The sequence below is a fragment of the Sinorhizobium meliloti genome (genome assembly GCF_017876815.1).
Taxonomy (GTDB): Bacteria; Pseudomonadota; Alphaproteobacteria; order Rhizobiales; family Rhizobiaceae; genus Sinorhizobium; species Sinorhizobium meliloti.
This window is the reverse complement of the sequence record NZ_JAGIOS010000003.1, coordinates 424,981-446,884: the sequence shown is the minus strand read 5'-3', so window position 1 is coordinate 446,884 and position 21,904 is coordinate 424,981. Positions and strand designations below refer to the sequence as shown.

General features: G+C 59.9%; 23 protein-coding genes and 1 pseudogene. 8 read left to right on the top strand and 16 right to left on the bottom strand.

All coding sequences use genetic code 11. From position 1 onward, the window contains the following. Nucleotides 1–17: 17 nt before the first annotated feature. The 7 genes and pseudogenes from JOH52_RS28595 to JOH52_RS35440 all read right to left on the bottom strand — a co-directional run bounded on the left by JOH52_RS28595 (nt 18) and on the right by JOH52_RS35440 (nt 5,127). Nucleotides 18–233 (bottom strand): EexN family lipoprotein, encoded by a 216-nt coding sequence (locus JOH52_RS28595; RefSeq protein ID WP_014531545.1) that lies wholly within the window; start codon nt 231–233, stop codon nt 18–20. Continuing rightward, nucleotides 230–931 (bottom strand): P-type DNA transfer protein VirB5, encoded by a 702-nt coding sequence (virB5, locus tag JOH52_RS28590; protein WP_014531544.1) that lies wholly within the window; start codon nt 929–931, stop codon nt 230–232. Before virB5 ends, JOH52_RS28595 begins: the two co-directional genes overlap by 4 nt. After that, complete coding sequence (locus tag JOH52_RS28585) at nt 931–3,309, bottom strand: VirB4 family type IV secretion/conjugal transfer ATPase (protein ID WP_014531543.1); 2,379 nt, start codon at nt 3,307–3,309, stop codon at nt 931–933. The genes virB5 and JOH52_RS28585 overlap by 1 nt, the downstream gene beginning before the upstream one ends. Further along, nucleotides 3,302–3,643 carry a VirB3 family type IV secretion system protein gene (locus JOH52_RS28580; protein ID WP_003526740.1) on the bottom strand — a complete coding sequence of 114 codons (342 nt, stop codon included), beginning with the start codon at nt 3,641–3,643 and terminating at the stop codon, nt 3,302–3,304. Before JOH52_RS28580 ends, JOH52_RS28585 begins: the two co-directional genes overlap by 8 nt. Nucleotides 3,644–3,647: 4 nt before the next feature. After that, nucleotides 3,648–3,947: a TrbC/VirB2 family protein gene (locus JOH52_RS28575; protein ID WP_003526741.1), complete on the bottom strand. Its 300-nt coding sequence runs from the start codon at nt 3,945–3,947 to the stop codon at nt 3,648–3,650. Then, nucleotides 3,944–4,615, bottom strand: coding sequence for a lytic transglycosylase domain-containing protein (locus JOH52_RS28570; RefSeq protein WP_010967696.1), 672 nt, complete (start codon nt 4,613–4,615; stop codon nt 3,944–3,946). Before JOH52_RS28570 ends, JOH52_RS28575 begins: the two co-directional genes overlap by 4 nt. Nucleotides 4,616–4,618: 3 nt before the next feature. Beyond that, nucleotides 4,619–5,127: pseudogene (locus tag JOH52_RS35440) on the bottom strand (hypothetical protein). Nucleotides 5,128–5,223: 96 nt separating this feature from the next. Between JOH52_RS35440 and rctA the strand changes: the two are divergent. Next, nucleotides 5,224–5,592, top strand: a complete 369-nt coding sequence (gene rctA, locus JOH52_RS28565) for a conjugative transfer repressor RctA (protein ID WP_010967698.1) — start codon at nt 5,224–5,226, stop codon at nt 5,590–5,592. 260 nt (nt 5,593–5,852) lie between these two features. On the opposite strand, the gene JOH52_RS28560 is transcribed toward rctA, so the two are convergent. The 8 genes from JOH52_RS28560 to JOH52_RS28525 all read right to left on the bottom strand — a co-directional run bounded on the left by JOH52_RS28560 (nt 5,853) and on the right by JOH52_RS28525 (nt 14,005). Next, nucleotides 5,853–6,056: a glutathione S-transferase family protein gene (locus tag JOH52_RS28560; RefSeq protein ID WP_017266272.1), complete on the bottom strand. Its 204-nt coding sequence runs from the start codon at nt 6,054–6,056 to the stop codon at nt 5,853–5,855. Nucleotides 6,057–6,176: 120 nt separating this feature from the next. Beyond that, entirely contained in the window at nt 6,177–6,824 is a 648-nt protein-coding gene (locus tag JOH52_RS28555) for a dihydrofolate reductase family protein (protein WP_010967700.1), read from the bottom strand. Between the two features lie 49 nt (nt 6,825–6,873). Then, nucleotides 6,874–7,722 carry an alpha/beta fold hydrolase gene (locus JOH52_RS28550; protein WP_014531539.1) on the bottom strand — a complete coding sequence of 283 codons (849 nt, stop codon included), beginning with the start codon at nt 7,720–7,722 and terminating at the stop codon, nt 6,874–6,876. Nucleotides 7,723–8,314: 592 nt separating this feature from the next. Next, a complete protein-coding gene (locus JOH52_RS28545) occupies nt 8,315–9,637 on the bottom strand; it encodes an MFS transporter (protein WP_003526748.1) in 1,323 nt (440 codons plus the stop codon). A gap of 652 nt (nt 9,638–10,289) precedes the next feature. Continuing rightward, nucleotides 10,290–11,477: a M24 family metallopeptidase gene (locus JOH52_RS28540; protein WP_014531538.1), complete on the bottom strand. Its 1,188-nt coding sequence runs from the start codon at nt 11,475–11,477 to the stop codon at nt 10,290–10,292. A 34-nt stretch (nt 11,478–11,511) separates the two neighbouring features. Beyond that, complete coding sequence (locus JOH52_RS28535) at nt 11,512–11,925, bottom strand: cupin domain-containing protein (RefSeq protein ID WP_010967703.1); 414 nt, start codon at nt 11,923–11,925, stop codon at nt 11,512–11,514. A gap of 29 nt (nt 11,926–11,954) precedes the next feature. Further along, nucleotides 11,955–12,797, bottom strand: a complete 843-nt coding sequence (locus tag JOH52_RS28530; RefSeq protein WP_014531537.1) for a phosphoenolpyruvate hydrolase family protein — start codon at nt 12,795–12,797, stop codon at nt 11,955–11,957. 11 nt (nt 12,798–12,808) lie between these two features. After that, entirely contained in the window at nt 12,809–14,005 is a 1,197-nt protein-coding gene (locus tag JOH52_RS28525; protein WP_013845473.1) for a Tm-1-like ATP-binding domain-containing protein, read from the bottom strand. 105 nt (nt 14,006–14,110) lie between these two features. Here JOH52_RS28525 and JOH52_RS28520 point away from each other — a divergent pair, with 105 nt between their 5' ends. The 7 genes from JOH52_RS28520 to JOH52_RS28490 all read left to right on the top strand — a co-directional run bounded on the left by JOH52_RS28520 (nt 14,111) and on the right by JOH52_RS28490 (nt 20,805). Further along, nucleotides 14,111–14,752: a TetR/AcrR family transcriptional regulator gene (locus JOH52_RS28520; RefSeq protein WP_017264152.1), complete on the top strand. Its 642-nt coding sequence runs from the start codon at nt 14,111–14,113 to the stop codon at nt 14,750–14,752. A 355-nt stretch (nt 14,753–15,107) separates the two neighbouring features. After that, nucleotides 15,108–16,415, top strand: a complete 1,308-nt coding sequence (locus JOH52_RS28515; RefSeq protein WP_013845474.1) for an ABC transporter substrate-binding protein — start codon at nt 15,108–15,110, stop codon at nt 16,413–16,415. Between the two features lie 141 nt (nt 16,416–16,556). Then, entirely contained in the window at nt 16,557–17,462 is a 906-nt protein-coding gene (locus tag JOH52_RS28510) for a carbohydrate ABC transporter permease (protein WP_003526755.1), read from the top strand. Between the two features lies 1 nt (nt 17,463). Beyond that, complete coding sequence (locus tag JOH52_RS28505; protein ID WP_003526762.1) at nt 17,464–18,423, top strand: carbohydrate ABC transporter permease; 960 nt, start codon at nt 17,464–17,466, stop codon at nt 18,421–18,423. Next, nucleotides 18,420–18,623 (top strand): hypothetical protein, encoded by a 204-nt coding sequence (locus tag JOH52_RS28500; protein ID WP_014531534.1) that lies wholly within the window; start codon nt 18,420–18,422, stop codon nt 18,621–18,623. Before JOH52_RS28505 ends, JOH52_RS28500 begins: the two co-directional genes overlap by 4 nt. Further along, entirely contained in the window at nt 18,620–19,729 is a 1,110-nt protein-coding gene (locus JOH52_RS28495) for an ABC transporter ATP-binding protein (RefSeq protein ID WP_013845477.1), read from the top strand. Before JOH52_RS28500 ends, JOH52_RS28495 begins: the two co-directional genes overlap by 4 nt. Then, nucleotides 19,729–20,805 carry an ABC transporter ATP-binding protein gene (locus tag JOH52_RS28490; RefSeq protein WP_013845478.1) on the top strand — a complete coding sequence of 359 codons (1,077 nt, stop codon included), beginning with the start codon at nt 19,729–19,731 and terminating at the stop codon, nt 20,803–20,805. Before JOH52_RS28495 ends, JOH52_RS28490 begins: the two co-directional genes overlap by 1 nt. Before the next feature lie 109 nt (nt 20,806–20,914). On the opposite strand, the gene JOH52_RS28485 is transcribed toward JOH52_RS28490, so the two are convergent. Further along, the gene (locus JOH52_RS28485) at nt 20,915–21,889 is read right to left on the bottom strand and encodes a 2-hydroxyacid dehydrogenase (RefSeq protein ID WP_017266270.1); all 975 of its coding nucleotides are present in this window, start codon (nt 21,887–21,889) and stop codon (nt 20,915–20,917) included. Nucleotides 21,890–21,904 lie beyond the last annotated feature (15 nt).

Below are 21,904 nucleotides of genomic sequence, written 5' to 3'. Positions count from 1 at the left end.
TTACCTCCGAGCGCTCCTTACATTCGTTCAAGACGCGCCCTGAAATCTGCGGCCGCAGCGGTTTGGCAATTCAGAGTGTTACTCAACTCACCCGAATTGTGGCGGCATTTGCCGATCACGTCGGCAAGCAGCGCTTCGTCGGCAATCAGTTCATCGACGGTGTAGACGCGCTCGGCTTCTTTCGAGCAAGCGGCCAAAACGAAGAGAAAAACACAGAAAAAGTGCACCCTCATTGCAGTGCGGCTCCCATGGCGTCCATGCGCTGCCGCCAGTCCTCGGCCTTGCGCTGTTCATCGATCTGCGCCTGCGCCTGCTGCACCATCCGCAGACCCTCCATCCGCAATACATCGGTCTGAAGGAAGGCCTGCTCGGCCTGAAGTCGCGCCTGCAGGTCGGCGATATCTTTGGCGTCGCCTGCCGTCGAAATCTTCTCGCGCAGCTGGTCGATGCCGTCTATGCGCTTGGTCGCGGCATCATAAATCTGTTGGCCGAGGCTCATCTGACCGGCGTTCTTGTTCTGGATGCGCGAAAGCTCCTGCGCGTAGAAGTCGTCGGCGGCGTTGGTTTGATAGGTCGTATTGCCTTCGAGAAGCTTTGAGGCTGAGTCAGCGAAGACGCCCGTACTGTTGCCTTTGAACAGGTCCTCAATGGCGCTGAAGTCTGCCGGCAGCGCTTTGCGAATGGCCGGATCGTTCAAGGCGCTGGCAACATCCGCCATGTCGGTGAGCTTGTTGAGCGAACCGTGGAGCTGCTGTGCCTGCTCGATCTGCTGATTGAGCGCATCGAGTTGGACTTTCAGCTGCGCGATGCTCTCGATCTGCTTGGCGATCGCGGTCTGGTCGATCACCGGGATCCCCTGCCCTGCCGCACCGGTGGCGGAAAGGCTGAGCGCAGAGGCAATCACCACACAATTAATTCGAAAGAAAGCCATTAGGTCGCACTCCTTCTTTGCTGGAAAACGGGAAGCCAATCCTTTGCATTGCTGCCGACCTCCGCACGGATCGCATCGGCAAGTTCGACATTGGCGGTTCGTCCGGAGAGGATGGCGAGTTCGTCGTCGAGGCCCTTGAGATCCAGCTCGGCGACGACGCTGTTATGTCCCTGCTTCAACACGAACCGCCGGCTCTCGATGGAGAGCTCACGCGCGACCAGCTCGAATTCGCGCTCCGTCAGCTTGAAGCCATCGACATAGTCGCCATGATTGCCGCGGGAGTTCGGCAGGAAGATCTGTGTCGGGCATTGCTCGATGATGGTGTGAGCGATCGGCGAGACGATCGCGTCGCGCGGGCTCTGTGTCGCAAACAGCATGAGGCCGTTCTGCTTGCGGATCGTCTTGAGCTTGTTCTGCGCGAGATCGCGGAACCCTTCGTCCTGGAGCACTTTCCAGAACTCGTCGATAACGATGATGATCCTGCGGCCGTCGATCAGTTGCTCGACACGATGGAAGAGATAGGCCATCAGGGGGGTCCGGATTTCCTCGTTGTCGAGAAAGTCGGTCATGTCGTAGCCGACGAACTTGCCACCGCCGGATTCTCCGAAACCGATATCCTCGATGACGTTGTCAAAGACCCAGCCGAGCGGCCCTCCCCTCTCCCACCGCCGCAGCCTGGCTGCGATCCCTTCCGGGTTCGTGTTGTCGAGAAAGGTCCTGAGCGCGCCGATCGTCCGACGCTCGACCGGCAGGTCGGCAAGGCCGTCGATTGCGGACGCAATGTCGCGGAGTTCGGTCACGCTCAGTTCACGCGTTGCCGAGCCGACCAGCTTGCCGACCCAGCGTGTCAGAAAGACCTTGTTCTCCGGCGTCAATTGGAGGGCCTTTAAGGGGGTGCAACCGGTCGGGATGCCGTTCTTGAGAGGCAGATAGGTGCCGCCGGCGGCGCGCACGTAGAGATCGGCTCCCCTGTCCTTATCGAAGAACACCACATGCGGATCATGCTTTTCTAGTTGCGACAGCATGAAGTTGAGCAGCACCGTTTTGCCGGCGCCGGACGGCCCGCAGACGAAGGTGTTGCCGAGATCGCCGTAATGGAAGTTGAAGTAGTACGGCGAGCCGGACGCGGTCTTGAGCAGGGCGACGGCGGGTCCCCACTCGTTACCGTCCCTTTGGCCGAGCGGATAAGAGTGGAAGGGCGACAGCGCTGCGAAGTTCCGTGACGTGATCGCGCCGGACCGGGCCCTATAACGGAAGTTGCCCGGTAGCTGCGCCCACCAGGCCGCCTCAAGGCCGAGATCCTCACGCGCGACGACTGCGCCGCCACTGGTCATGCTGGCGCGTGCCTTGGCAAGATTGTCGGTCAGTTCCTTCACTGAGGGGGCAAAGACGGAAAGCGTCAGGTGGTGCTCGCCGAACACGAACCGGTTGGACTCCAGATCGTCCATCGCCCCATCAAGTTCCTCGATCTGCGAGGCCGCCTTGTCGCCGCTGCTGACCATCTGGTTTTGCTTGCGGCCCATGATCACGCGCGCGTCGGCCTTCGAGACGAAAGAGAAGGATTGCGCCAGAATGAGTTCAAACGGGCTGGTGAGCACGGCATCAAGCATGCCGGTCCTGGTGCGGGCCGGATACTCCTTGAAGCTCAGCATGCCGGCATAACGGCTGTCCGCCTCGTGCCGGATCTCAATCGTCTCGCGCCCCACGATGACGCGATCCGAGTAGATGGCAGAGGCGATGTGCCCCTCTGTCAGCGGGATCGGCTCGCGACGGCCGCCGACGAGCTGATGGAGCACCTCGCTCGGTTCCGAGAACATGAGGCCGTCGTGCTCGTAGAGGGTCAACACGCGCGGCTCGAAGCGTCTCAAAGCGGCGGTGACGTCGATGACCTTGTCGCGGAGATGCTTGAGGGCGTCCTCATCGAGTTCGGTCCCGACCCGGCGGGCCCGACGCAGGCGCGACAGCAGTTTTGCCGCCTTGTCTGCCGGATCGCGAGCTGGTGACCAGAGAATTGACAGATAGAGGTCGTTGCGAAACAGGTCCTCGCCCACCATTCTTTCGCGGTACTTATCGTTGAGCGCTGCCGAGAACGGTGTGGCGAACGTGCCTTCTGGATAGCTGTTGTCGCGACGGCGGATGAGATGCGTCCACAAGGCAAGCCGCTCGTCGGCGATGTTGCGGTAGAGGGTGTTGAGGTCGCGATGGAGGGCATTCAGGTCGAGAATATCGGCGGTCTCGAAGGAGACGCCTTCGAGCGCGATCATCACCATCAGCGCCCGGGAATCGAGCGCGATTGTCGACTCGTCGACATGGCGGACATAGGGGATGAAGGTCTCCGGACCGAGTTCGCGAGATCTGAGTGTGGTCAGGCTAGGCAAATCCGAGGTCCCTTTCATCGTATTTGCGGGCGAGCTTCAGGGGGCTAAGCGTCGCCCCGCCCCAATAGGCGCTGTTGCGGGACCGGCCGCGGGTCTCAATCCAGGCCAGCAGGATGCGAAACATGTTGTGGTCGTGTTTGATGAGGGCGCGGAACACCAGATGGAAGACCACGCCGACGAGCGCGTAAGCGACGGAGCCGGCGACGATGTAAAGAATGGTCGTGAGCATGATGTTCATGCCCATGGCTTCCATTGTTACGCCGGCGATCATCGCGGGCCGCGTGCAGGCGATGAACAGCGTGTCCTCCTCGAGTGCCGGTCCTGAGTCCGCCATGGTGTCAGCTTCCGACGATGGTATTCACGAGTTCGGTGGCGCTGAAGATGCCGCCAATGCCGATGATCCAGAACCCTGCCCGTCTCAGATCCATGTAACCGAACATCCAGGCGATGCAGATCACGATCACCGCGATGACGGCGAGCAGCTTGGCGATGTTGCCGGTCAGCATGTCGACGATGTTCTGCAGCACGGTCTCTATTCCGGCGGCTTGCGCGAAGGCCGGCTCGACCATGGTCACCACGATGGCCGTTGCCATAACAGTGGATGCAGCTATCGGACGGATACGGGAACTGAAAGTCATTCACTCTGCTCCATTTGACTGTTCTGAAACACGAGGACGGATGATCTCCGTCGCGAACTGAAAACATCCCAGGACGGCACCGACGCCCTCTCGTCGACCGGCCGGTCGCCCGGCGGCTTCTCTGCAGCCACATCGACAGGGCTCTCTTCGGTGATTCCCCTCGCCTGTCCGCCATCTCCGATCATGAGAGCGGCTAGACTTTTGCCGAGCCGCTTCACTTCCTGGCGGACCTGCTGGTCGTACTGGACCATGGCGCCGACGGACGGGTCGTCTCGGCCGTAGTAGGATTGCAGCATCACTTGTTCGGCATGGTCCGGATCCGCTCCGGCCTTCATTGCCAGTCGGTAATATCCGTCGAGCAGCGTCGCGGTGGCATGAAGGTTGAGGCACGGATCGAAGGCGTCGGAAATTGAGAGCTTCAGCCTCCGGAGCTCCCCCATGCCGATACCTCCGAGACCGAGCTGGATGTCCTGCCGCTCGGCTGCCAGCGACGTTGCCATCGCGATCGCTTCCGTCTTGGTTGCGGGCTGCTCCGAGAGCGGGACTCCGCTGTTGATCCGGATGGCGAATGGTTCGAACCGGCTTTCAAGGCTGACGACACCGGCAAGTGTCTCGGCCGCAACTATAGGGGCGCACGTTTGCGCCAGATCGAGGAACGCAGCGGGCATGGCTCAGTACCACACCCTTTGTTTGCCGCCGCCGTCGATGGTCACATCGACATAATGAGGCTGTGGGCGGATGTTCGGCCGCGTCGTCACATAGCGTTGGCACTTTATGCGGCCTTCGCTCCGCTGCCACCTCGGCGAGGTGCTCCGATCATTGTCGAAATAGCATTCATGACTTGAGACGATTTGCGGCGTGGTCGAGATGCAACTAGCCTCGCGCCCGCGATCTCCATACCGCGTCGTCAGGCGGTAGCCATCAACGGCTCGTATCCGGGGCGCGAGGCCTGGAACCCAACGCCGCTGCAGGCCGGAAAAGAGTGTCCCTTTGCAAGCGCGCGCCAGAGCTTCTCGATCGGAGGCCGGCACTCGGCATACTGCGTCGGACCACCGGGATTGGAAAGGCACAGGATAACCTGGCATCCCCAGTCGTCCGCTCGCGCTTTACCGTCGAAAACAAGATAGAATGACGCTAAGCTGGCTGCAGCGACGAATGCCCGTACGAGAGACGTGTTCATGACCACCACCCTTCACCGACGCGAACATGCACGGACCCCATCAGGCTTTGCGAGCTCGCGACTCGTTTTACAATCATATAACTGACAGTATAAAAGATGACAAGCGCACTCAACGTACATTGGCAGAGCCAGCTATTTGCGGCCTACGCATTGCAGGAAGTTCTCGACAAACCGATCGACGGAGAGACGCCGCAATCGCGGCTGAAGCAGCTCGGGATGATGACGGTCCTCTACATGATGCACCAGAGTCACGAAAAGCTAACGCTTTCAAATATCGTCAAAATTACCGGATTGACACGCAATGCCGTGGCGGAATCGGTCGACCCGCTCGTTGAGCGCGGGATACTTACAGAGACAATTGTGAAGAACTCCATGGGGCGCGGAACTGCGAGGCAGTTCGAGTTCTGTCCGGAGATTTTCGACCGACTAAGGTCGGGCAGTGAGGAGCGAAAGCGAGGAGCGTAGTGGCGGCGTTGCCATACTAAACCCGGCGCTCCCGGCGTCCGCTAAGACCATCCCGGAGCCTTGGTTGGGAGACGCGGGGTTCGCGACAGTCAAAGCCGAACCACTCGAAGATCTACTATCCGAGGGCGTCATGCTGGCACACGCTAGCAATGATTTCGTCTGCACTGCTTGGGCGGGAAAAGACGCGGGCGAAGCCCGTCGCTCCGTTAGGGGCGGTTGTTCGCCTCGCCGTCGAATTCGGCCGTTTCAAGGCTGATGCCTCATAGTTGCGAGGAAGAAGCCTCGGAAAGCGCTTCACGCCGTTCCGCCTCCCGCACAGCGGGGCGTGCCTCGATGCGCGCCACGTAATCGCGATAGCACGCGGAGAGCGGGAACTCGAGTTCCTGCGCCCCGCCCGTCAGTATGAACGGATACCGATCCGCCACACCGAAGGTGTCGCCGAACAGGTAGTTCGTGCGTTTCAAACGGAAGGCCAGAGGCCGAAGCGCTGCAGTATGTCCTCCCGAACCACTGCCTTTTATTCCTCAGTTACCGGCCTGCGGATTGCGGAGAGCCTTTAGGTTCGTCAGAACTAGCGGACGGGTTCAGGCCCGCCTCGACACGACGATGTGGGTCGACTTTTGCGACGGGACATACTCGGTCACCTCGTAGCCGAGGAGAGGCAGGTCCATGCCGGCAAAGAGCGCCTCGCCGCTGCCGAGAAGGATGGGCGAGATGGCGATATGCATCTCGTCTACCAGCCTGGCGTTCAGATATTGCCGGACAGTGGCGCTGCCGCCACCGAGGCGGACGTCACGACCGTCCGCCGCCTCCCTCGCGCGGGCGAGCGCGGCCTCGATGCCGTCAGTGATGAAGTGGAAGACCGTGCCGCCCTCCATTTGCAGCGACGGACGCGCATGGTTTGTGAGGACGAAGACGGGGCAGTGATAGGGCGGGTTTTCGCCCCACCAGCCCCTCCAGGATTGGTCGGGCCAGGGTCCTCGCACCGGCCCGAACATGTTCCGGCCGAGGATCCAGGCACCAATATTGTCAAACCCGCGTGCGGCGAAATCCTCGTCAATACCGGTCGTCCCCTGCTCTTTGCCCGACATCCGCTGAAAGGTGCGGGTAGGCAAAAACCATTCGTGCAACGCCTCTCCACCCCTGCCCAACGGATTATCGAGGCTCTGGTCGGGCCCGGCGCCGTATCCATCGAGCGAAATCGAGAAAGCATGAATACGAAGCTTGGACATGGTATGTCTCCTGAACTGCTTGGTTGATGGACGATCTGGTGGGTCGAAATCATTCGTTCGGGCGAGTGTTGGTGCGCTTGATGATTGCGGAGATAATTCTATCCCAGTCGGCCGGGTGCAGCTCGTGTCCGCCCCCTTCGATTTCCACCAGCCGGGCTCCATCAACCGCCGTTGCGACGGCCGCTCCATGTTCGACCGGGAAAACCGGATCAGCTGTGCCGTGAATGACCAGAAGGGGCACTTTCATCTCGGGCAGCCGATCTTGCCACGCGTCGCTGATCTCAAACAGAACGCTATGATTGGTGGCGCTGAGGTAGCCGCCTGAGCGGTCGAAATCCCGTTCGATGAAGGCTCTGGTCTCGGCCTCGTCGAACGGATGTACCGTGCTCGCGACCAAACGCGCATCCTCGAGCATGTAAGCGACCGCCTCTGCCCGGTCCGACCAGTCCACCTCCATGTTCATGTGGTCCATCCAAGCCGTACCGCTGGCAGGAAGATGGGTTGTGTTCATCCCAACCGGCGAACTGCTGATCGCGGTCAGGGAAAGCACGCGTTCAGGATGTTTGAGCGCTGTTGCCTGGCCGATCATGCCACCGAGGGACATCCCGACGACGTGGGCCGCGGAAATTCGGTAGCCGTCGAGAACGCGGACCACGTCCCCGACAGCATCGTCGAAGGCATATCCCGGCTGACCTGGCGGATATTTCGTCGAGAGACCGGTATCGCGATGGTCGTAGCGAATGACAAAGCGGCCGTGTTCAGCAACCCGGCGGCAGAATCTCTCAGGCCACCATAGCATAGATGCCATTCCCCCCATGACGAGGACGACCGGCGGATGGGCAGAATCACCGAAGGCTTCGGTGGCGATCTCAACGTCATTGCCCTTAATGATGAGCATGCTCTTGCAAGCCTCCCTTGATCTGCTGAAGTGTGATTGCAAATAGCAACTGGTTGCAGAATAGTGCAACCAGTTCTGTTTTGCAATCAGTTCTGCGGAAATTCAAATTAACCGCTCAAATTGGATGGCCCGCCCACCGCTGGGGCTACCCCTAGATCACTCTTTGAAGGTGCTGGCGACGAATGGTCGAATGACGACTGGATCTCTCGCTTCGAATCGGGGGTCTGTTCGGCTCCGTTAATGCGCGGAACATTTACGGAAGGCCCGTCGTAAGCGTCGCCACCAAGCCCCGCGACGGCTTCATCCGATTTGTTTACAGAAGCCATCAAAGCCGTGATTTGTTGTCAGATTAGCTAAGATTTGGAGGGAGATCTCTTTTAGCTGCGCACGAACTTCGGCAGCTGATGGTGACCGTCACTAGCCTCACACGCGCACGTCGGAATTCGACTGAACACACAGGCCGTCGATAAGGTGGGGGTGTATGGCACAGTGCTGTGTCTCGGATGGGCAGACCACCATGGCTGCGTCGACTAGCACCGTAATTGCCCCAAGCCGCCCCAATGGCGATGACCGCCGATTTTCTGCATCTCTGTTACGTTCGAGGCTCGATTGGCTGCCAAATGCTTATTCTGCGGGTCTCGGGCATTAGGAAGATGGCTAGCACGAAGCACACTGCAGGAACTGCGATTGGATAGATCAGCGCGTACCCGATGCTACCCGTCGCTGCGAAAGCCGCTGAGGTGATGAACGGCACCAATCCGCCACCCCAGCCGTTTCCGATGTGATACGGCACTGATACCGACGTGTACCGAATCCTTCCGGGAAAATACTCAGCCAGAAACGCCCCAACCGGCCCGTAGACCATGCCGACATAGCAAACGAGGATGAAGATGATGAAGATCGCAATTGGATAGTTGATGTTGTCAGGCTGCGTGACCGCACCGAGCCACAAATACAGCGGATAATAGGTGAGCGCGGCGAGCAGCATTCCTCCCAGGATTACTGGCTTGCGGCCGATTATGTCGGAAAGCCAGCCAAATAGGATTAGGCTCGGCGTTGCGAGAAGCAGTGCCGCTCCGACGATATAGGCGGAGTTCAGCGGATCCACTTTGGAGACCTGCTGTAGAAAGTACAACGCCCAGAACTGTCCGCTGTACCAGACCACGCCCTGCCCGATGAGCACGATGGTGGCAATGCCCACATATTTGATGTTGGAGCTGAGGAAAGCTTCCCTCCAGGGATTTTGGGTCATCTGCCCCTTGGCCTTGATCTCCTGGAAGATTGGTGTCTCCTGGAGCTGGAGCCGGATGTAGATTGCGATGCCTACCAGCAGGAACGATACCAGGAACGGAACGCGCCACGCCCATGCGTCGAAAGCTTCACTGCCGAAATAGGTTCGTGCCGCGATGATCACCGCCAGCGACACCACGATCCCGAGAGTTGGAGAAGTCTGAAGCCAGCCTGTGTAGTAGCCGCGGCGCTCGTCAGGGACGTGCTCGGCGACGTAGGTGATGGCACCGCCATACTCGCCGCCCAAGCACAAGCCCTGGATCATCCGCAAGCTGAAGAGAAGGAACGCAGCCGTCAGACCGATCGACTCGTAGGTCGGGATTAAACCGATCGCACCGGTGCCCAACCCCATTCCCGTTAGCGTAATCAGGAACGTGTATTTGCGGCCGACCCGATCGCCCATCCAGCCGAAGAGGAAAGCGCCCAGTGGGCGGATCAGGAATCCTGCCGTAAAGAGCGCAATCGTACTCAGCAGCGCCGCAACCGGGTGTGATTGCTCGAAGAACTTGACGGACAGAACCGCAGCCAAGCTCCCGAAGATATAGAAGTCATACCATTCGATGATGTTTCCCACCGATGCCGCAACGATCACGCGGCGGAAATCCGTCGGGACTTGAACAGCCATGTTGCTTCCTCCCGTTTCAAGACATGGCTCCAGTCCAATACTTTACCATGCCAAAATTGAGTATTGCTCCGGAACGGGAAGATCTCTGGAAGTAAGGGCTGGCGGAAAACTCCTCACCCGCGGCAATTGTAACCGGTAACGCCTCCAAGTCGCGCCATTGGATGGGAGGCAAGACACGCGATTTGAAGCGGTGAGGCTCATCGATCCTCACTGCGTGCACGGGAACCGTGTCCGAAACGGGTACAATTCTCTTTGCCCCTTTCCTGTATCGCTGGAGTAAAGCCTATCGCCTAATAATACGAAGGTTGAAGAAAGGAACACGGGACTTGGCACGCCTGCCCAATGTGGACTGGGCTAGCCGCGAAGGCCGGACAGGGACGATGCTAGCGCGGAGCTTCCGTAGTAGTCGGAGCGCAGGAAAGCTGACTGCAGGGCCTAGGGAAGCAGGGAGACGATAGAATTGTAAGACCGAGGAATGATCCATGGACTTGAATCATCAAGTCCATGAGGCTTGGATTCTCGGCGTTCAACGCACGCTTATCATGCGGAGTGCCTTAGGGTTCTTGGCGCCGAGATTTACCACACATGACATACTACGAGTCCGGCATGCCAACGTGCGCCGGGCTCCGTCTTTCGCAAAATTTCGCCGCTCCTAAACCCCCCCAGGGTTCCATCCGCGCCCTCTGTTGCCGAACATTTCGTATCCGTCCGTCGTGACGGCGACCGTATCCTCCAACTTGATGAAACCGCGTCGCGGATGAAGCATCGTCGTCTCGACGGAAATGATCATGCCTACCTCCAGGGGCCGATCCGCGTCCACGCCTTCATAGGCGACGGGGTGGTTGGTCATCAGGAACGGTGCTTCGTGGCTGATGAGCCCCATGCCGTGGCAGAAGAAGTCAGTAAAGGCGGCCGAAGGCGAGCTCTTCAAAATCTCTTCCGCCGAAGCAATCATCTCACTGCCTGTTGCCCCGGCCTTGATCCTGGCAAAGGCCGCCTTCTGGATCGAATCGACTTCAGCTAGCAGGTCCTCGAGCTCCGCATCGGGCTCGCCGAGCATGCCCATCCGGCAAAGGTCACCGATATAGCCCTGGTAGTTGCCGCCGGAATCAATCGAAAGCACCTCACCTTTCGCCCATGCCTGCGGCGAGGCCGCACGGTTGTGACTAGCACCCAAGGTCAGCAGGCAATATTCGAAATGCAGCCCGCGATTGGTCTCTTCTCGCCTGAGTCGTTCAATGATCTCGCCCTTGGTGGATCCCTCTCGTGCAGCCGCGATGGTGGCGAGCATTGAATCGGTGATCAGTTCGGAGGCAACCTTGAGCTTCTCCAGCTCCTGCGGTGTCTTGATCGAGCGCAGTCGCTCGAGCGTGTGCGTCGCGTCCACGAAGCGCGCACCATCAAGGCGAGAAGCAAAGAGATCCCGCGCATCAGCGGGCAGGAAGGACGGTTCGATGCCGACGCGAGCACCCGCCTTTCCGATCTTCCTCAGGTGCTCGACCGCAAGCGCTGCTGCGTCGAGCGTACCCCATGTCGCCGTATGAACGGCGGGTGTCCAGAAAGGGTTGTTCTGATGTTCTCCCCCTTCCATGCGGTTGCCAATATACGCGGAATGATCGGGGGAGCCCTTCTCATAAACGACGATCGGCAGATAACGGCTGTGGCCGATCGCATCCATTGCGGCGAAGAAGATGAATTTGTAACCGCCCAGCAGGTACTGCGTGTTGTGCTTGGACGTGGCGAGCAGAACGTCGATGCCCGCCTCCTCCATGAGCCTGTCGAGTTTCGCCGCATCGAAGGGCGGCCCCGCCGCCAGCGTTTGTCTTGGGCTGATAGCCACGGAATTTCTCCCACAAAGCCGTTGTCGTGCGCCCTCAGGTACCGGGCGGGATTAGACGGAAATCCGGCAGATCCCGAAGCGCACGCTCAGGACCTGCCGGTGAATAGACCACGAAAAGCTGCATCGGGCCGGGACCCGTGTTCCTCGTCGAGTGGAATCGGCTTTCCGGTACATAAATCGTGCAACCGGGCCCAACCCTCTGCGTCACCGGATCGCCGTTCTCGTCCTCCACCATCTGCTCGCCCTCTCCCGAGACGACGAAAATGATCTCTTCCGCGCCCGGATGATTGTGACGCGTATGCCCCTCCCCGCTCGGCAAATCGACCACACCGCCCGAGAAGCGTTCGGCCCCGTTCACCTCCGGCGCGACCGTCAGCGCAAGTCGGCCCCAGTCGAAGCCGAAGCTTTCGACATCCGTCGGGTAGAGAAAATATTCTTCCTTTGCCATGCCGCGGCCTCCTCCGCATCTTGCTCGCTTCAGACCACAGTACTGATGGCAAGCGCCTTGAACTCTTCCGTCTGCCTGCGGATCGCCACCTCGGCAGGCAGGCGTTCCATTGAACTCGCGCCATAAAAACCATTGCAGCCTGGGCAACGATCCAGGATGTACCGTGCATCCTCCGGCATCGAAATCGGCCCCCCGTGGCAGAGCACAATGACGTCCTTGCGGACCGAGCGCGCGGCCGCCGCGATCGCGTCGATTTCGCTCACGCAGTCGTCGAGCGAGATCGCGGAAGTGGCGCCGATCGCGCCTCCCGTGGTAACGCCCATATGAGCGACGACGATGTCTGCACCCGCCTTCGTCATCGCGATCGCTTCTTCCTCGTTAAAGACATAGGGTGTCGTCAGGAGGTCGAGCCGGTGGGCCTCGGCGACCATGTCCACCTCGAGACCATAGCCCATCCCGGTCTCCTCGAACCCCCGCCGCATCCGTCCATCGAAGAGGCCGATGGTGGGGAAGTTCTGTACGCCGGAAAAGCCCATGGCCTTCAGTTCCGCGAGAAACTGGGGCATGAGAATGAATGGGTCGGTGCCATTGACGCCGGCGAGTACCGGTGTAGCCTTCACGACCGGCAGCACCTCTAAGGCCATTTCCTTCACGATTTCATTGGCATTTCCATAGGCGAGCAGACCGGCCGCCGAGCCGCGGCCCGCCATTCGGTAACGGCCGGAGTTATAGATGATAATGAGGTCGATGCCGCCCGCCTCCTCGGCCTTGGCCGAAATTCCCGTGCCGGCCCCACCTCCGATGATCGGCTTGCCGGCGCCGATCATGCCGTGGAACTTTTCAAGAATGGTCTTGCGGGGGATTAGTGGCATCGGTTTCTCTTTCAGGGGTTGGCAATGTCTCGATAGGCGGCGACTGCGGCCTCGGCGAACTGCGGATCGTTGATGTGGAGCGGAAGGCGTTCGATGCGGCGCCGGTCACTTCTATTGACGGTGGTCTCCAATGCTTCGAAGAGCACCGCATCCGCCGCAGGATCGAAGAAGGCGCCGCCCTCGATATCCAGCGCCGACACGCCTCGCTCCGGGATCAGGAACCGGAGAGGTCCGCTGCAGAGGTTCAGCTTTGCGCCAATCCACCTTCCGATCGCGGCGCATTCCTCCGGAGTCGTGCGCATGAGCGTGACGTTGGGGTTGTGGCGATACAAGAGCCGGCCGGAATATCGCTCCGGTACTGTCTCTGGCGCCCAGAAATTGACCATATCCAAAGCCCCGACGGAGCCGACATAAGGCAAATCGGTGCGCGCAATTGCGCCGAAACGATCCTCGGTGGCCGGCAGCACGCCGCCGAAGAGAAGATCGCACACCTCCGTCGTCGTGATATCGAGCACACCCGATAGAAGCCCGCTGTCTGCAAGCTTCTCCATTGCTCGTCCGCCGGTGCCTGTGGCGTGGAAAACCAAACAGTCATGGTCGGCCTTCAGTCGTTCAACGATGGCAGTCACACAGGGCGTCGTCACGCCAAACATGGTCAGGCCGAGAGCGGGCTTCGAGGCTGTTTCCTCCGCAGGCCTGTTCGCCATGGCGGTAGTCGCCTCGGCCGCGTTTTTTAGTATCACGCGGCTCACGCGGTTGAGCCCGGCCATGTCGGTAACCGACGGCATCATGATGATGTCTGAGACGTCAACATAAGGTCCCACGTCGCCCGACGCGAGCGTCGAGACCATGACCTTCGGTAGCCCGAGCGGCAGCCTGCGCATGCCGGCGGTGATAATCGACGTCCCGCCGCCGCCACCCATGCCCACCACGCCGGCGACGTCGTCCCGGGCGGGCAGGAACCTTGCGAAGGCCTCGCCCATGGCAGCGATCGCTGTTCCCCGATCGTTGCCGGAAAGCACCGCGGCGGCGCCCCCCGGATGCACCGCGGCCACGGTTTCGGCGGAGATGTCGACCAGAACCGTGGGGCGACGCGTGCCGACATCGACCAAAACGGGCCGGCCGCCCGCTGCCTCAACGCAGGACGCAAGATAAACGAGTTCCTCCCCCTTCGTGTCGGCCGTGCCAACGACGTAGATACGCTTCATCTCTCCTCCCCGGCGGCCCTGGCCCTCCTCTGCCTTGAAAAGCCGCCTCATGCCGCCCGATTTGCCGGCACTTGCAAAAATATGAGATGCGCGTATCGTAAAGACATGGATGTCTCACGTCAACATAGCGAATCCTCCGCACCCGCCGAACGCGGTCCCCGAGCCCGCACCCGCAAACTCATGTTGGATACCGCCACGCGGTTGATGCAGTCCGGTATAACCCCCTCGGTGAGTGAGGTCGCGGAAGCCGCTGAAGTTTCGCGCGCCACCGCCTACCGATACTTTCCGAGCCAGGCGGCGCTGGTTCATGCGGTGGTGCACGAGGCGCTCGGCCCGATCCTCGACTGGAGATCCGAAGCGCCCGATGCGCTCACCCGCGTTGGCGATCTGCTCGCGACCGCCATGCCGCGCATCGATGAGTTCGAGGCGACGTTCAAGGCTGCGCTGAAGCTCTCGCTCGACCAGTGGGCGCAGCGCCAGGCAGGTACGCTCGGCAACGAACCACAGCTCACGCGAGGGCACCGCGTCGAACTCCTTCGACAAGTCACCGTGCCACTCGAGGGCAAGGTGTCGGCTGAGGCCCGCGAGCAGCTGGCTCAGGCGCTCTCGCTTGTTTTCGGTGTCGAGGTGCTGGTCGTGCTCAAGGATATTTGGGGCCTCTCGGCCGAACGCGCGCAAGCCGTTGCAGAATGGGCGGCAGCAGCCTTGGTCGAGGCGGCGGTCCGGGATGCGCAAACCGCGGCATGATCTCGCGCACTCCCGCCCGCATAGGAACTGGTTTGACCAATTTAGATGATGCGCGTGCATAACGACTTAGCGACAGCTCTTTCCTGCTTGAACTGAGGTAAAGCATGCAGGTTCGATTCCGTAGGAGAACCCAGCATTATGAGCGGTGATCTGCGGCAGATGGCGACGAACAGTAATCTTGACGCTCGTTGGCTTTGGTACTACCAGATTGGTGCTGCGTTCGTTTGGGCCTGATATCTGTCCCAAGCCGCAAAGGGTCGGAGGAGGACCCGCCGCAGGAGCGCCAATCAGGAGGATTTGACAGACGGACCGCCGTTGTAAAGCGGGCGGGATGCACAAAAGGGGAGGAAAAATTATGCGCAAGACAGTGGCCGGGCTGTTGGCCGGTATCAGCTTTATGATCGCGTGCGGGACGTCCGCGCAATCACAAGAACTGACGATTTTCTGGGCCGAATGGGACCCGGCCAATTATCTCCAGGAACTTGTAAACGAATACGAGGCCGAGACCGGCGTGAAGGTCACGGTCGAAACGACTCCATGGGCGGACTTTCAAACGAAGGCCTTTACCGAATTCAACGCCAAGGGCTCGGCCTATGACATGGTCGTCGGCGACTCACAGTGGATCGGCGCCGCATCGGAGGCCGGCCACTACGTCGACCTCACCGAGTTTTTCAACCAGCACAAGCTAAACGAGGTGATGGCTCCTGCTACGGTGAAGTACTACTCGGAGTATCCTGCGAACTCCGGCAAGTACTGGTCGATCCCTGCCGAGGGCGACGCTGTCGGGTGGTCATACCGCAAGGATTGGTTCGAGGACCCTAAGGAGATGGAAGCCTTCAAGGCGAAGTATGGCTATGACCTCGCTCCGCCCAAGGACTGGAAGCAGTTGCGCGACATCGCCGAGTTCTTCCATCGTCCGGACCAGAAACGCTACGGCGTCGCGATCTACACCGACAACTCCTACGACGGCCTCGTTATGGGCGTGGAGAACGCCATCTTCTCTTTTGGAGGAGAACTCGGAGACTACAGCACTTACAAGGTCGATGGGATCATCAACTCGGAGAAGAACGTCAAGGCTCTGGAAGCCTACCGCGAGCTTTACGGTTTTACGCCTCCTGGATGGGCCAAGTCCTTCTTCGTTGAGAACAACCAGGCGATCACTGAAAATCTGGCGGCGATGAGCATGAACTACTTCGCCTTCTTCCCGGCGCTGGTCAATGAAGCATCAAACCCAAACGCGAAGGTCACCGGCTTCTTTGCCAATCCGGCCGGCCCCGAGGGCGACCAGTACGCCGCGCTCGGCGGCCAGGGCATCTCCATCGTCTCCTATTCGGAAAACAAGGAAGAGGCGATGAAATTCCTTGAGTGGTTCGTCAAGGACGAGACACAGAAGCGCTGGGCCGAGCTCGGCGGTTACACGGCAAGCGCCAAGGTGTTGGAGTCCGAAGAGTTCCAAAACGCGACGCCCTACAACAAGGCCTTCTACGAGACCATGTTCAGAGTAAAGGACTTCTGGGCAACGCCGGAATATGCCGAGCTGCTGATCCAGATGAACCAACGCATTTATCCCTATGTGACGGCCGGCCAGGGTACAGCAAAGGAGGCGCTCGACGCTCTCGCCAAGGACTGGAACGCGACCTTCAAGAAGTACGGTCGCCAATAACGCTAAGACACTACGGGAGGGTGCCCGGCTCCCTCCCGTTCTTCAACTTGGCACCGGACAGGGCTCGCGCCGGACGCGGCGACGCGCGGGCAACACATGGCGCAAGTGCGCCCGGCGTCGGGCTCTGGGAGGAGGAGCACATTGGCCACCGTGGTTATGACATCGTTGGATTCGAAGTCGCGAGCGGCTTCGCGCGGCTTGAGCGACATCAAAATTCGCAATCTTTTCATTATTCCGACGATCCTGTTCCTGATCGTCTTCAACATCTTCCCGTTGATCTACTCGCTCGGCTATTCTTTCACCGACTTTCGTGCTTCGACGAACGCGCCGGCCACCTTCGTCGGCCTGCAGAACTACCGGGAACTGTTAAACGACCCCTTCATCTGGGCGAACTTCGCCATTACGGCGAAATACGTGATCGTGTCGGTTACCGGTCAGGTTGTCGTCGGTTTCGGCACGGCGATGCTGCTCAATCGCGAAATTCCGTTCAAGGGTCTCATCACGACACTGCTTCTGCTGCCGATGATGCTGTCGATGGCGGTGGTCGGGCTCTTCTGGAAGCTGCTCTACGATCCTTCCTTCGGCATCATCAACTACGCGCTCGGTCTCGGCTCTTTCGAGTGGCTGGCGAATCCCGAAATGGCACTTTACGCTGTCGCCATTACCGACATCTGGATGTGGTCACCATTCGTGATGCTGCTCTCGCTCGCAGGCCTCTCCGCCGTACCGAGGCACCTTTACGAGGCGGCTGCCATCGACCGAGCGGGACCGTTCTACACGTTCTTCCGTATCACTCTGCCGCTCGTTGCGCCGATACTCATGATCGCGATCATCTTTCGCACGATGGAGGCTTTCAAGACTTTCGATCTCGCCTACATTCTCACGAGCCAACCGACCACAGAGGTGATCTCGATCCGCCTCTACAAGATGGCGTTTCAGGAATGGCAGACCGGGCGGTCCTGCGCACTCGCCTACATAGTGCTGATCATGGTGCTCGCGATCACCAACATTTACGTCAAATACCTCAACAGGGTGAAGGAGCGCTGAGATGGCGGCCGTCCAAACTCGCTCCGAGCGCGCGCTGAACCGGCTAGCGATCGCCGCAGTGCTCGTAATCACGCTGCTGTTCCTCGCACCGATCTATTGGATCACGTCAACGGCCTTCAAACCGCGCAACCTCGCAACGACCATCCCCCCGACGGTTATCTTCGAGCCGGAGATCTCGCCTTTTGTCAAGCTCTTCACCAAGCGCTCTCAGTTGCGGTCAGCACCTGAGCCCGAAGACTATGCCGCCGCTCCCTGGTGGGAACGGCTGGTCTTCGACGGGGGGGAAAAGGTCGTGCGTTCCGGACGCGGTCAGGTGCAGTTATCCGGCTATCCCAATCGCTTCATGAATTCGCTCATCGTGGCGATCACCTCTACAGTGCTCGCCGTCGCCATGGGCACCTTCACGGCCTACGGCTTCTCGCGTTTCAAAGTGAAAGGCGAAGCGGATCTGTTGTTCTTCATTCTATCGACACGCATGCTGCCGCCCGTGGTCGTGGCAATCCCTATGTTCCTGATGTACCGGGCTGTCGGGCTGAACGACACTCACTGGGGTCTTATAATCCTCTACACCGCCTTCAATCTATCCTTCTCGGTCTGGCTGATGAAGGGCTTCATCGACGAGATTCCGAAGGAGTATGAGGAAGCGGCGCTCGTAGACGGCTACACGCGCTTGGAAGCCTTCTTCAAGATTGTGTTGCCGGAGGCCGCCACAGGGATCGCCGCGACCGCCGTGTTTTGCTTCATTACAGCGTGGAATGAATATGCTTTCGCGCTGATTATGACGAACCGGCGCGCGCAAACGGCACCGCCCTTCATCCCAAGCCAGGTTGGTTCTGGCCTACCCGATTGGACGGTTATCGCCGCAGGTACCTTCCTGTTCCTGCTACCGGTCGCAATCTTCACCTTCCTGCTCAGGAACCATCTCCTGCGCGGCATGAGCTTCGGAGCGATTCGCAAATGACGTTTCGTGCGATAAACCAGAAGTATCTCGCGCCAGGCGCGCAGCTCCTGATGATATTTGGGATCATCGCGCTGTGCCAGCCATGGTACCTGTTCCTTCATCGCTATGGATTGACGATGACGTTAGTTGGGCTGGTTGCCTTCATGATCACGTCGAAGGTTCCGCCCGAACAGAAAGCTGACGAAGGCAGGAACCCATGACGCAGATTGAATTACGCGGGATTGAGAAGCACTTTGGTGCCGTTCAGGTGATCAAGGACCTCAATCTCACCATCGCCGACAACGAGTTCATTGTTCTGCTTGGCCAGTCCGGCTGCGGCAAGACGACCACTCTACGCGCGATCGCCGGGCTCGAAACGATCGATGAAGGCGACATCCTCATAGACAGTCAGCCGGTGCAGCACATAAAGGCGGCGCACCGAGACATCGCCTTTGTATTCCAGTCCTTCTCGCTCTACCCGCACATGACGGTGTTCGAGAATATCGCTTTCCCGCTCCGCGCCACGCGCGGCAACCGTGCGGATATCGAGCGCGAGGTTCAGGCGGTTGCAAAAACGCTCCAGATCACCCACCTCCTCGTCAAAAAGCCCTCCGCTCTTTCCGGCGGCGACATGCAGCGCGTGGCGATTGGTCGGGCACTCGTCCGGCGTCCGAAGGCGATGCTCATGGATGAGCCGATCGGCGCGCTTGACGCGAAGCTCCGCGAAGAGATGCGCGCTGAAATCAAGCGACTTCACATCAAACAGGGCTCGACAACGATCTACGTAACCCATGACCAGGTCGAAGCGATGTCCCTCGCCGACCGCATTGTCGTCATGCACGAAGGTGTGCTGCAGCAAGTCGGCAGCCCTCATGAGGTCTACGCTCGTCCTGCCAACATGTTCGTCGCGCAGTTTGTCGGGAGTCCGGTCATGAACATGTCTGACGTGACCGTTTCCGAGGACGCCGGGCATGCGCGCGTCGTGGTCCGAGGTGCTCCAACTTCCTTCGATTTTCCGTCGAATCTCACGGCCCAGCTCGCTGTCGCTGGGGCTCAAAACGGTAATCTCACCCTCGGGGTACGACCTGAAGGGGTTCTCGTGTCCAGGGAAGCACGTGAGGGCTTCGTGCCCGTCGAGGCCCATATCATCGAACCGCTCGGCTCGCATGACATCATAGACCTGAAGGTTGGCGACCAGATGCTGCGCGCGCGGACAAAAAGTGGTTTCGTACGCAGGCCCGGCGAGGCCGTCTGGGCTCGAATAGATCCGGCTCAGGCGCATTTCTTCGACAGCTCGACTGGCACATCTTTCGGGATCAGGCTCTGATGGCGCATATCGAACTCAAAGGCATCACCAAGACCTTCGGAGCCCACACCGCCCTGAGGGATCTCAGTTTGGAAATTGCCGACGGAGAGTTTTTCGTGCTGCTTGGCGAGACGGGCGCCGGCAAGACGACGACCCTCAGGCTGATTGCCGGGCTCGAAAAGCCGACGGGCGGACAGATCTTCATCGACGGTGAGGATGTTGCCGACTGGGGCGCCGCCGAGCGCGACGTGGCGCTTGTGCTGCAGCAGTATTCGCTCTATCCGCGCTATACCGTCCGCGAGAATCTCGAATTCCCGCTGAAATCTCGCATCCGGCGTGTCGAACCGGCCGAGATCAAGGAGCGTGTCGCGCGTGTCGCGAGGACGCTCCGCATCGAGCATCTACTCGACCGCAAGACGGACCGCCTTTCGGGGGGCGAGATGCAGCGCGTGTCCATCGGCCGAGCCATCGTGCGCAAGCCGCGCCTCTTTTTGATGGACGAGCCCCTTTCCGCCCTCGACGCCAAACTCCGGGAGGCGCTGCGCACTGAACTCAAGAACCTTCAGATGAATCTCGGCGCGACCTTCCTCTTCGTCACCCACGATCAGATCGAAGCCATGTCAATGGGCGACAAGATCGGCGTACTCAACAACGGCCAGCTTGTTCAGATAGGCACCCCACAGGAGATCTATCGCTATCCAGTCAACACCTTCGTTGCACGTGCGGTCGGATCGCCGCCAATGAACCTGATCTCCGGCAAGCTCGGGGCCAGCGAGGCTATCGCGGACGAAGGCTACCGCTTGCCCTTTGACGCCGCCCCCGGCGCTGGGCTTGACGGACGGCCACTTACCTTCGGTATTCGCCCTGAGGATCTCTTTCTCGAAAGCGGCGCACCAGGTGAGGCCCGCGTACACGACGTCGAGAACCATGGCGTCGAGAAGATCGTCACGCTCCGTACAGGTAACCATTTCTTGCAGGCGACGGTGCCAGCTCAGACCGACCTTGAGATCGAGGAGTCTGTTCGCTTCTCCTGGAATCCGGAAAAAGTCGTGCTCTTCGACGGCGGAAGCGGGATGAGCCTGCGCCATGCTGGCTGAGGCGTCATTGACGGCATAAAAACGGGTTCGGTCCTGGTCGTGACTTTCCGCCCGTTTGCCCGTCATTCACATGGCCACCATGACGCGTCCACCCGGAACGGACGAAGCCCTATCCAGGGAACCGCCGCCTGTAGTGTTCGACGACCTCAGGGTTGCGGAGATTAACGGGCAATCCCCCTTCCATGACGCGGATCGCTTCGGCCGCAGCTCCTTTTCCCATGCGCATCATGCTTTCCTCGGTGATGCCGGCGAGATGAGGCGTCACAATCACATTGTCCTGCCGGAAGTAGGGATGCTCGGGCGGCAGGGGCTGTGTAGAGAACACGTCAAGGGCAGCGCCGCCGATACGCCCCATCTCTAGCGCCTCGATCAAGGCAGCATCGTCCACGACCGGACCGCGCGACACGTTAACGAGGATCGCGCCCGGCTTCATGCGCGCAATTCGCTCGCGGCTTAAAAGCCCGGTCGTCTTGGGCGTGAGCGGGCAACAGAGAACGACGATATCCGCCGTCGACACCAGATCGTCGACTGAGAGAAACCGTACACCGTCCGGCAGGCTTTCCGGCGAGCGGCTGTTCGCAACGATCTCCAGCTGGAACCCGTACTTCGCGATCCGGAAGACCGCCTTTCCAACATTGCCCATGCCGATGACACCCATGATCCGGCCGGCGAGATCAAGTGCTCGGTCGGAGTGGGCTCGCCCAGCACTCCAACCCATGTTTCTGAGATCGCGGTCCATAGGACGGAACTGTCGCAGCAACGCAAGCGTCACCATGAATACGTGCTCCGCAACGGTCGGTGCGTTGACCGCCGGCACGTTGGCGATAAGCACACCGGCGGCCGTGGCCGCGTCATAGGGAATCATGTCGAGCCCCGCACCGTGCCGGACTACGGCGCGCAGGGCCGGTACATTTCCGAAGAAGGCGGGCGGTATCGGAGCGCGCACGATGACAATCTCCGCACCCTCACCTTCACGAAGCAACGATTCGGGATCCGGGGCGGACGCGACACGGAGATCACCCGCCGCCTTCAGCATAGCTTCGGCATCGGGGTGCAGTTGGTGGGTCGAGAAAATGAAACTCATCGGCCTCCTCATTGC